This is a genomic window from uncultured Adlercreutzia sp., from assembly GCA_910585575.1.
GTDB lineage: Bacteria > Actinomycetota > Coriobacteriia > Coriobacteriales > Eggerthellaceae > Adlercreutzia.
The window spans coordinates 1-10,711 of record CAJUFS010000080.1 but is presented as its reverse complement, the minus strand read 5'-3'; the positions used below and the strand labels follow the sequence as shown (position 1 = coordinate 10,711).

Genomic DNA, 10,711 nt, shown 5'->3' with positions numbered 1-10,711 from the left:
CTTCCCCAACCGCGTCGAGGATCCCACCCTCGTGCGCCCCGACATGTGGAAGTAAATCTGCTTCGCCATTGCGTACCGCGTTATGCGAAAGGAACCTGCTTCGGCGGGTTCCTTTTTTGTTTCTGCCTGAAAAGAGCAGGTGTGAGAAACTTTCTTTGACGTTTCCCCTGGTAGAGCTTGATAGCAAAATTTGTGCAGCTGACTATTTTCCCAATGTGGGCTGCATAAAACAATTCATATGGTAAGGTGGATAGCTAGGGTAGGCACTCTTGGAAGGAGACGCTATGGCTTGTACCACTCCTGTCCCCCTCAACCAAGGTCTCGGTGATTCTTATGACATCTGATGTTGCAACGTCTACGTACGCCACCGCTTCTGAAGCCGAGAAGCATGCCGTCTTGAGGAAGGTAACCGGGTCCTCATTTCTCGGCAACTTCATCGAGTGGTTCGATTACGCGTCCTACTCGTATCTGGCCACGGTTATTGCGCTGGTGTTCTTCCCGACGGAAGACCGCTTTGTCGGCGTTATGAGCACCTTTGCGGTGTTCGCCCTCTCATTCCTCGTGCGCCCCATCGGCGCCATCTTCTGGGGCAATATGGGCGATAAGAAGGGCCGTAAGTGGGCCTTGTCCGTATCCATTCTGCTGATGAGCGGCGCCACGTTCCTGATTGGCTGTCTTCCCGGTTACGCGCTCATTGGCATCGGCGCTCCCTTGCTGCTGTTGCTGCTGCGCATGGTGCAGTCGTTCTCGGCAGCTGGTGAGTACGCTGGCGCGGCCACGTTCATTGCGGAGTACGCGCCGCACAACCATCGCGGCTTCTACTGCTCCATGGTGCCCGCCTCCACGGCCACGGGCCTGCTGGTAGGCTCGCTGCTGGCCACTTTCATGTTTAACACCTGGGGCGCCGATTCGGCCTTCGTGGTCGATTGGGGCTGGCGCATTCCGTTCTGGCTGGCGCTGCCGTTGGGCTATATCACGCACTACATCCGTACGCACCTGGAAGATTCCCCGGTGTACGCGCAGATGCAGGAGCAGCTGAAGGCCACGGGCGAGAAAGTGGAGCATCCCATTCGCACACTGTTCAAGAAGCACTTCAAGGTGCTGCTCATCTCCTTCGGCGCCTGTGTGCTGAACGCTGTGGGCTTCTACGCGGTGCTTACGTACCTGCCCAACTACCTGGAGACGGTCCTGCTGTACAATCCCGGCGACGCATCTACCATCACCACCATCGTGCTGATCGTCTACATCGGGTTCATCTTCCTGTCCGGACGTATTTCTGACCGTTTCGGCCGCAAGAAGATGCTCATTGGCGCCTGCGTGGGCTTCATTGTGTTCACGGTGCCGGCCTTCGTGCTGCTGGGTTCCATGAACTTCTGGGTTATCCTGCTGGTCGAGTTGGTGATGTGTCTCATCCTTACCATCAACGACGGCACCCTGGCCAGCTACCTCACCGAGACGTTCCCCACCGATGTGCGCTACTCGGGCTTCGCTCTGTCCTTTAACCTGGCCAACGCCATCTTCGGCGGCTCGGCCTCGTTCATCAGCTTCTGGCTAATCGATATCACGGGCAATGCCATTGCGCCGGCATGGTACATGGTGGTTATCGCGATCATCGCCTTGGTGGCCATGTGCCTGACCCATGATCACTCCGGCAAGAAGCTGAACGACGTAAAGTAGCAAGACGCCTGCGCGTTGTGCATCACCGGGAGCTACGCTCCACCTGGCGTTGCGCTCCACCTGGAGCTGTACTCCACCATGAGTTCTTGAGAAAAGCCCCCTCGGGGGCTTTTCTCTTTTCGATCCCTCTCCCTTTGCGGCGCGGTTTGCCGACTTTTGCCCCATCATGCAAGAAACCCCGCTGCGTAAGGGCATGGCAGCGGGGTTCTCACCTCAAATTCCCTGTGGGAATGGCACAGGAGCACGTTAGAGGGGCTTGCGCCCCGGCATCCGTTTAGCGGATGATGATCGGCCAGTCGCTCATTTCGGGCCTCCTTAGCAATTCGACAATTCGTAAAGCGGAAAGCACTTTCTTTTCTTGCCCTTATTATGCGCTGCCTACCTGCTATTATCAATATCTAAAATAATGATAATAATTATATTAATTATAGATAGTTATCAATTTAGAACTTGATATTATTAATGATAAAATCTGATAATTCTCGCGACAAAATCTGCTATGCTTGCCCCGTTCGGCGAGGAAGGGGTGTGCGACGATGACGCAGGGCAAAAAGACCAGGACAGTAATGCTCAGTCGAGACGACTTCGTGGAGGCCACGGTCGAGTTTATGAGCCATCCCTGTTTTCTGCAGTTGCGCTCGGCGGCCGATGTGGGCATTCTTCTCTTCGAAGACTTGGACCACTTCGATCTGCCTGAGGGCTATTCGAAAGACGACATCTGGCGCATCCTGACGGCCATTCGCAAGCAGGCCGCCGTGTTTATCCCCGAAGATCCTGAGCGCAAGGCGGATATGTGGATGATCACCACGAGCGCCCTGTCCTTCGATTCGGAGATGATGGAAGTGCGCATGAAGGGCAACTCATCGCTAGCGCGATCGCTGCGCGAGATTCAGGGCTCGGCCTTCATCACGCGCTTTATCGAGCAGACCCTCATCGGGGGTCTGATAGCCGAGGACATCGCCGTGGACGAGGAGCGGGTTCACGAGCTGTACGTGGGCGAGCCGCCTGTCAGCTCGGTCGACCGGCTGGTGGCCAATTACTTCAGCCTATCGAGTCGCTGCGACTTGCTGGCCCATCGCGAGATCACCCATGGAATGATCGAGAACTTGTACTACGAGCTGATCGAGGGCGTCGATTTGTCCACGCTGCCCGAGCGTCACCCCGTGCCCCTCGATCCGCATTTGCCCCCGCCGGAATCGCAGGTGCTCATGGACCTGGTGTGCCAGCGGGCGCGGTCCGCCGACGACGATATGCGCTTCGGGCCGGTGCTGCGCATCGTGAACATCATGTGGTTCTTCCGCTACTTCAACGTTGTGCCGCACTTGAACGTGCTGGTGGGGCTTCTGCTGCGCAATATCATTGCCATCAAATGGGATCTGCCGGTTATGGCGTGGCTGCCCGACGGGCTCGATGCCCACGACGGCGAAGACGTGGTGGACGCCTCCCGTCAGGAGGCGGTGTTCGCGCACTGGTCCACGGATTTCGGCTTCGGCTTCGACTTCACGCCCTATTTCGAGCTCAACCTTAAGCGCTACCTGTTCCAGCTGGAGAAGCTGAACGTCTCGCTGAGTTATTTGGAGCGTCTGAACGAGCAGATCGAGCGCATTTTCGAATCGGACATCAATCATCGGCAGATGTCCATCCTCTCATCGCTCATCCGCGAGCCGGGGGCGGTCATGCGCATTGCGCCGCATCAGCGCGCCTTCCGCATTGCCTACGGCACGGCCCGCGCCGACTTCTTAAGCTTGGAGCGGGAGGGCTACCTGGTGCGGGAGCAGGAGGGCCGTGCCTTTGTGTTTCGCGCCCACCCCGACTTGCGCGACAAGATCGAGCAGTTGGGGGAGGCGGCCATCGATTCGGCCGAGCTTCCTGGCGCCTTGGCGCCTGCGTGAGCGCTTCTGGGGCGGTCGGGGGTTAGAATAACGGGGAACGAGAGAGCCGAGGCGCTGCTCGCCGTGAGCTTGGCCGGGTGCCGGGCTGCTGCGGCAAGCTGCTGCGGCGGGTAGGGAAAGGAAGCCCCATGATCAACGAGAAAATGTACGGCTTGGGCGACGAGCCGAGCGTCATTCGCGAGCTGTTTGCCTACGGCTTGGAGCGGAAGGCGGAAATTGGCGCCGAGAACGTGTTCGACTACAGCATCGGTAACCCGTCGGTGCCGGCGCCGTCGCTCGTGCGCGAAACCCTCGAAGAGCTGCTGACGCTCGACCCCGTGGAGCTGCATGCCTATTCGCCGGCCGCTGGCTTGCCGCCGGTGCGCCAGGCCATTGCCGACTCCATTGCCCGCCGCTACGGCCAGCAGGCCACGGCGTCCCATGTGTACATGACGGCGGGAGCGGCCGCGGCCCTGGCGGCTTCCATCAGCGCGGTTACCCATCCCGGTGACGAGGTGGTGGTCGTCTCGCCGTACTTCCCCGAGTACCGCACCTGGATCGAGGCGGCCGGCTGCACGGTGGTGGAAGTGCCGGCGCTGCAGCCGTCGTTCCAGCCCGATATCGAGGCGCTGGAGGCAGCCATCAACGAGCGCACGAGTGCGGTGATCATCAACTCCCCGAACAACCCCGTAGGCGCGGTGTACACGCGCCAAAGCTTGGAGGCTCTGGCGGCATTGCTTGCCCGCAAGGAGGCCGAGCTGGATCGTCCGCTGTACCTGATCAGCGACGAGCCCTATCGTGAGATTACCTACGGTGCCGATGTGCCCTGGGTGCCGTCGCTCTACCCGCGGACCATCGTGTGCTATTCCTATTCCAAGGCGCTCTCGCTGCCCGGCGAGCGCATTGGCTGGGTGTATGTGTCCGACGATGCCGAAGATGGCGATGCGGTGGCCGTGGCCGTCGCCGGGGCTGGTCGCGCCCTGGGCTACGTGTGCGCGCCCGTGATGCTGCAGCGCGTGGCCGCTCGCTGCGTGGACGAGCCGTCGGACGTGGCGGCCTACGCCGAGAACCGCCGGCTGCTCACCGAGGGCCTGGATGCCCTGGGCTACGAGTACGTGGAGCCCGACGGGGCATTCTATTTGTGGGTGAAGGCGCTCGAACCCGACGCCAACGCCTTCTCCGAGCGCGCCAAGGGCTTTGAGCTGCTGCTGGTGCCCTCGGACAGCTTCGGCTGCCCGGGCTGGGTGCGTCTGTCCTATTGCATTGCGCGCGATACCATCGAGCGCTCGATGCCGGCCTTTGCGGCGCTGAAGAAGAGCTACGGCGCCTAGCGGCTGAGGCGCTTCGACGCCAGCAGCAGGGCCACGCTGGCGACAACGAGGGCCACCAGGGTGGCCACGCGGCCGAAGCTGGGGTCTTTGTACCCAATGACGAAAACGCCGACGCAGAACAGCGCCATCACGGCGCAGAGCAGCGAAAGCCAGCGAAGATAGAGGGGCGCTCCCGCCAAGGGGGCGCCTTCTTTTTTGCGGGTAGGGGAGGAGGGCATGGCGGTTCCTTTACGAGGCGTAGGCGGATAGGTACTCGAGAATATCCTGGCGCGAATGCATGCCGCATTTGCTGTAGATGCGCTTGATGTGGGTGTGGGCCGTGGCCGGTGTAATGTTCAGCTCCTCGGCCACCTTCTTTTGGGTGTGGCCCAGGGCGTACAGCGTGAGCACGTCCACCTCGCGATCGGAGAGGAGGAACTGCTCGCCCATGGCCTGGATGCGCTGTCTCATGGAGGCGTTCGGGCCGACGCCGCTGGAAGGCGGCTCGGGAACGGTGGGGGAGGGGGTTCCGGCAGAGGCATCGCGAGCGGCTTTTTGCAGGGCCTCCTTGGCTTGGGCCAGGGCTTGCTCGGAGGAGGCGATGTCGGCCTGGGCCTGGCGGAGCTGCTTGTCGGCCAGAGCCTCGCGGCGATCTATCTCGGCTTCCCGTCGATCGGTTTCGGTGCTCCATTCGCGATGCTCGGCCAGCAGAAACTGCACGAGCACCACTTGGGTGGAGATGAGGATGAGCGCGCCGAGCAGCGAGTTGATGAAGATGTCGTTGCCTGTGAGCGGATAAACTCCCAGCAAAAGCATGCGCGCCACCGAACGGGTGCCGAAGCAGACGACCCAGCCTCCCAGGGCATAGAAGTACGGATCGCGATCGCCGAAATTCACGAAGGCGATAATGACGTAGAAGCAGTAGGCGCAGATAACAATGTTGAGGATGTTGACCGCCACCGCGCCGATTTCCCAATGGAAGGGGAAGGCGCCGAAAAGCACCAGGGCGAAGCTGGCCAGCAGTTCCATGGCGATGAAGATGCCCACGGTCATGACGCGCTCGCGGCGACGCACGGTGAGCACCATAAGCAGCACGCACACGATGACGGCCCCCACGGCGTAGGCGAAGCGGGTGCCGGGGGTGAAGGGGATGGGCAGGCCGTCGGGGTAGCCGCGCAGAAAGCCATCGACGAAGCCGAGGCACCCCATGCCCACGGTGCAGGCCATGAGGAAACGGGCATCTTGCATGGAGCTGCGAGCGAACGTGAAGAAGGTGCGGGCGCGGCGATGGGGGCGGCTGGCCAGTTGGTCCTCGTGGGTGCTGGAGGGGCCCATAAGGGCCAGCTGCATGACGATGAGAATGGCGCCCAGAATGTTCTGCACGAGGGCGGGTGTGAACGAAAGCGCGTACACCAGCAGCACGCTGACGGCGAAGGCCGCAAAAACGAAGAGGGCGGCCGTCACCTCGTCGGTGTGGCGCAGGCTGCGCAGCCAGTAGAACATGCACAGCGAGAGCGCCGTGGTGGAAAGCACGCTCGGGCCGAACGTGAGAGAGACAGGGGCGTGGCTGGTGGCGTCCAGGGTTGCCAGGGCCACCGAGCTGCCCGCGGCTACGGCCACCGAGGCGGCGAAGATAATTTGCACGACTCGATCGGGGAGCAGGGCGCGGGTGCGCGAGAAGACCAGGAGGAGTACGAGAAAGGCCGCGCAGGTGACGAGCATGGCGCCGTCGGTGAAGAGCCCCTCGTCGGTAGCAGAATAGCTGCCATAGCATGCCACGATAAGCGCCGTGCGGGCGCACACAATGCCCGCCAGCATGGGCCAAAACGTTTTGATGCGGGAAATTAGCCCGCTGGCGACGGCATGCATGTTCTTCCTCTCCTGTGCGCGCACCGGCCTGCGTGCCGCTGCGCAAGTGCTCCCTATAATAGCCCTTTCTGCACGAGGTTCTCCCTGGAAAAGCAGGAAAAGCTCTCTGTTGATTGACTGCTACCAAACGTCATCTGAAAGAGGGTAAGAGCGGTCGGGCGCTTCTGGTAGGCTGATGCTAATCATGAGGGAGAGCATCAAGATTCTCGAAGTTCGATCCGCTGCCCTGGTTGGGGGTTGCGGCGAAAGGAGCGTTGCCATGAGCGAGCGCGATATCTATCACGAGCCGCCGACCCGCGTTTTGCTGCGTACGGCCGATGCCTATCAAACCGAGGCCTTGGACGAGGTGACGGGCTATTCCGACACCGTGCTGGCCATTGTGGCGAACTATCGCAACGGCGGCCGCCCCGAGGGCATGAACGCCCAGGCCATGGTGGGCAAATCCAAGCGCGGCGAAGTAGCCTTCCGCCTCTTTGCCCGCATCGACCCCACCACGCGGGTGATTCAGCAGGCGGGGTTCAAGACCCGGGGCTGCCTGGCTATGACGGCCTGCGCCAGTGTTACCTGCGAGATGATCGAGGGCAAGACCCTGGAGGAGGCTCTGGCGCTGACTACCGAGGACGTGCGGGCGGCGGTCGACGGGGTGCCCGCGGGAAAGGCCAACACGCTGACGTTTTCCGTTGAGGCCGTGCGCGCCCTGGTGGGCGACTTCCTTGCGCGCGAGGGGGCGGGCCTGGCCGAGCTGGATGCAGTGGTGCCGTGCGACACGACGGGCGTGGCCTGCCTCATGTGCGAGCACTGCTCGCTGCGCGATACGCGCACCGAGTTGCTGGTGGCGTCCATGGACGACGAGTAGGAGGCAGCCATGCGCGAAGAGGACGAGATCCGCGCCGCCGTGGTGGCGCTGGCTGAGGCGGTGGAGCGCGGCGAGGTGGCCGAGGGCGAGCTGCTTTCGGGTGCGGGACTTCCCGTGGGCTTCTCTGAGGAGGCAGACGGCGAACACAACTCCCTTAGGGGTCCGGAGGTGCCGCAGGCCGAGACGCTCAGTCCCGAAGAGCAGCGCGAGCGCGCGATTGTGGCCGTGCTCGATGCAGTGCGGGCGGCGACGCGCGACAGCCGCCTGTCGCAGCCGGCCGAGTGGGAGGCCCAAGGACTGGTGCCCCAGGGCATGACCGCGGAAGACCTGGAGATGGCGGTGTACGACCGCCTGATGGAAGCGGGAGGGGCGCAGCCTGAGGGTGCCCCCGAGCGCCGGGGCGACGGGGCCGTTGCCGAGAGCGCCCCGGCCCCCGAGCGGCCTCGCAACAAGCATGTTGATTCGCCGTTCTCGTCTTCCAACGGTCGGGCCGTGGGAGCGCCGGCTTTTAAGCGGCGCCACGTGGCCGTGGGAGCCCCGGCGGCTGCCGATGAAGAAGCGCCTTCGCACGGGGACGGTGAAGGAGAGCCGAATGCCGAGTGCGCCGCTGGAAAAGCGGTTGTCGGCCTTGAGGCAGCCGAGTTGGATGCCGTCGGCCCCGAGATGGCAGAGCGAGCCGTGGATGGCGCTGAGGGCCAAGGGATCTCGGGGACCGTTCTTTCTGCGAGCACCGAAGCCACCGAAGCCGAAGGCACCGACGCGCCCTCTCGGTTCCCCGAATGCGAGGGCATCCGTCTGCTCATGGGGGCTACAAGCTACTACCTGTACGACTGCGCCGCTATGACCGACTCCTACGCTCGCTGGGCCTTCCTAGCCGCTGAAGACGACCCCGTAGCCACGTTCATCGAGTGCGTGCGCGAAGAGTCGGCGGTGTATCCGCGCCCCATGGCCCGCGCCACCCTGGCCAACGACCCCTTCCGCCTGGACGCCGCAGCGGTAGAGGAAGCCTTCACCGCCGCCTTGGCCCAAGGGCGTGGCGAGGACATCGAGCGCCTCGAGGCCTCGAACGGCGATGTCTATTTCTTCTCGACGCGTTTTCTCACGCCCGTGCGTGCCCAAGCGCTTGCCGAATGGGATGCCGTTGAGCGCAAGCGCAACGTATAGCGGCGTTCTTGCTCTACGGGCACACAAAAAGATCCCCGCTGATGCGGGGATCTTTTTGTGCGCGGGGAGGGCTGTTTCAGGAGGCACGGCCCTCCCCATCGGAACGGAACGCCTAGGCGTCGGGAAGCAGGCCCAGGGCGGCCAGGTCTTCCTTGACGTCGGGCATATCGTAGTAGTCGAGGCACTCGGCGGTGGGGCAGCCCAGCTCGGGATCCCAGCCGAAGCACTCGTACAGCATGGTCAGGCCCTTCTGGAAGTCTTCCTTGTCCATCTTGTTCGTGCCCTCGGTGAACACGGGGATGTCGGGATCCATGGTGTAGGGCCACTCGGTGACCACGTCGTGGATGGTGCGGAAGTCGTTGGTACCCATCTTGCCGTCCTTGTCGGTCATGCCGCGGGCGGTGTTGGCGCGCTGCAGGGTCATGATCTTGGCGCCGGCCTTGTACAGATCCTCGGTGGTCACGTCCTCGCCGGTGACGGCCTTCATGAACTTGGCCTCCAGGTCCAGGTCGCCGCGATAGTCACGGGCGGCCGTGGGGCTCATGGTCATGGGCCATACCCAGTTGCACAGGGTCAGCGAATCGTGTAGCACGTCGGTGACCACGGACCACCAGGCGAAGTTCGCCTTGTACTCGTTCATGGGGGTGTAGTTCTTGTCCGGGTCGATGGCCGATGCGTCGCCCCACACCTCGGCGGCAATCTGCTGCTTCAGCTCGAAGGGCAGGCCGCAGCCCTGGAAGTTCACGGCGGAGTGGATCATGTCGTCGCGGTTGAACATCATGTTGTACAGCAGGCCCACCTGGCCGAAGCACTCGTGGGCGTGGTGAACCGGCCAGCCGCGGGGGTTGATCATGCACGAGGCGGCCGTGTCGTTCCAGGCTTGGTCGTTCCAGCGCTCGGTCCACACCAAGGGGCCATGGCCCACATAGGCCAGCTCGGAATCGTTCTCGGCAATCTTCTTCAGCAGCACCGGCACCATGGAGGGGTCGTTGTTCTTGAAGGCGTCCCAGTCGATGGCGGCGTACTCCTCTTCGGGCAGCACGCGCTTGAACACGCCGTCGGCGTAGCAGTGGGCGATGTCGCGGTAGATCTGGCCGTAGTTGCACCACAGGCCCAGGTCGTCCATGGTGGAGCCGAATACCTGGTCCCACACGAGGGCATCTTCGCTCTGGGGCTTCACCGTGGTGTTCTCGCCCAGGATGCCGATCATGTAGTTGGTGAAGGGGAAGTTCGGCACGCAGGTGTTGCCGGTGATCTCGTAGCCGCCGTTGGCTGCGCTGGCCGGTACGCGCATGTCGGAGTAGCAGTGGATGGGACAGCTGTGGCAGCCGTCCATCTTTATGGTGTACTTCTCGGCCTCGGGGCCCTCGTCCTTGAAGGACTTCATGCAGCGGTAGCCTACGGTGTTGATCTCGCCGGGCTTGGGCTCGCCGGTTTCGATGGGGCCGCCCTCGGCCAAGGCCCAGTCGAGGCCCTTCTGCGCCGTCCAACGGGAGCCGGCGTCGAAGTACTCGGCCCATTCCTGCTGGGTGGAGGGCACCACGTGGTTGTTGTTGGAGCCCACAATTTCGCGCAGCATGTAGTCGGACAGGTCGGCCACGGCCTGCGGATCGGCCACATAGATGGGCTTCGTGCCGCGCACCACCAGGGCCTTCAGCTTCTTGGAGCCCATGACGGCGGCCGTGCCGGCGCCGGCGGAGTGGTTACGGGAGTTGATGATGCAAGCGTAGGGCAGCAGGTTCTCGCCGGCCGGGCCGATGGTGGCCACGCAGAAGTCGGTGCCTTCCTTGCGGGACAGCGCCTCGGTGGTGGCGCGGGTGCCCAGGCCCCATACCTTGTCGGCGGATTTGATCTTCACGTCATCGTCGTCGATGACCAGATAGACCGGTTTGTCGGAGGCGCCCTCCAGGATGATGGCGTCCCAGCCGGCCTTCTTGATGGCCGCGCCGATCATGCCGCCGGTG

Annotated in this window: 8 protein-coding genes; 5 read left to right on the top strand and 3 right to left on the bottom strand. The window is 62.8% G+C overall.

Annotation, left to right across the window (positions count from 1 at the left end; all coding sequences use genetic code 11):
- Positions 1–333: 333 nt before the first annotated feature.
- The 3 genes from QZ307_RS09625 to QZ307_RS09615 all read left to right on the top strand — a co-directional run bounded on the left by QZ307_RS09625 (position 334) and on the right by QZ307_RS09615 (position 4,879).
- On the top strand, positions 334–1,677 hold the full coding sequence (locus tag QZ307_RS09625; RefSeq protein ID WP_295999269.1) for an MFS transporter: 1,344 nt from the start codon (positions 334–336) through the stop codon (positions 1,675–1,677).
- 566 nt (positions 1,678–2,243) lie between these two features.
- Entirely contained in the window at positions 2,244–3,569 is a 1,326-nt protein-coding gene (locus QZ307_RS09620) for a hypothetical protein (RefSeq protein ID WP_295999268.1), read from the top strand.
- 128 nt (positions 3,570–3,697) lie between these two features.
- A complete protein-coding gene (locus tag QZ307_RS09615; protein WP_295999264.1) occupies positions 3,698–4,879 on the top strand; it encodes a pyridoxal phosphate-dependent aminotransferase in 1,182 nt (393 codons plus the stop codon).
- Here QZ307_RS09615 and QZ307_RS09610 read toward each other — a convergent pair.
- Together QZ307_RS09610 and QZ307_RS09605 are read right to left on the bottom strand one after the other, a co-directional pair.
- Positions 4,876–5,097 (bottom strand): hypothetical protein, encoded by a 222-nt coding sequence (locus tag QZ307_RS09610; protein WP_295999262.1) that lies wholly within the window; start codon positions 5,095–5,097, stop codon positions 4,876–4,878. The two genes, QZ307_RS09615 and QZ307_RS09610, sit on opposite strands and share 4 nt — an antisense overlap.
- A gap of 10 nt (positions 5,098–5,107) precedes the next feature.
- Positions 5,108–6,727, bottom strand: a complete 1,620-nt coding sequence (locus QZ307_RS09605) for a LuxR C-terminal-related transcriptional regulator (protein ID WP_295999259.1) — start codon at positions 6,725–6,727, stop codon at positions 5,108–5,110.
- 259 nt (positions 6,728–6,986) lie between these two features.
- On the opposite strand from QZ307_RS09605, the gene QZ307_RS09600 reads away from it, so the two are divergent.
- Together QZ307_RS09600 and QZ307_RS09595 are read left to right on the top strand one after the other, a co-directional pair.
- Complete coding sequence (locus tag QZ307_RS09600; protein ID WP_295999256.1) at positions 6,987–7,583, top strand: iron-sulfur cluster assembly scaffold protein; 597 nt, start codon at positions 6,987–6,989, stop codon at positions 7,581–7,583.
- 9 nt (positions 7,584–7,592) lie between these two features.
- Positions 7,593–8,747 (top strand): hypothetical protein, encoded by a 1,155-nt coding sequence (locus QZ307_RS09595; RefSeq protein ID WP_295999254.1) that lies wholly within the window; start codon positions 7,593–7,595, stop codon positions 8,745–8,747.
- Between the two features lie 112 nt (positions 8,748–8,859).
- On the opposite strand, the gene QZ307_RS09590 is transcribed toward QZ307_RS09595, so the two are convergent.
- A partial coding sequence (locus QZ307_RS09590) for an aldehyde ferredoxin oxidoreductase (RefSeq protein WP_295999252.1) occupies positions 8,860–10,711 on the bottom strand: 1,852 nt, incomplete at its 5' end.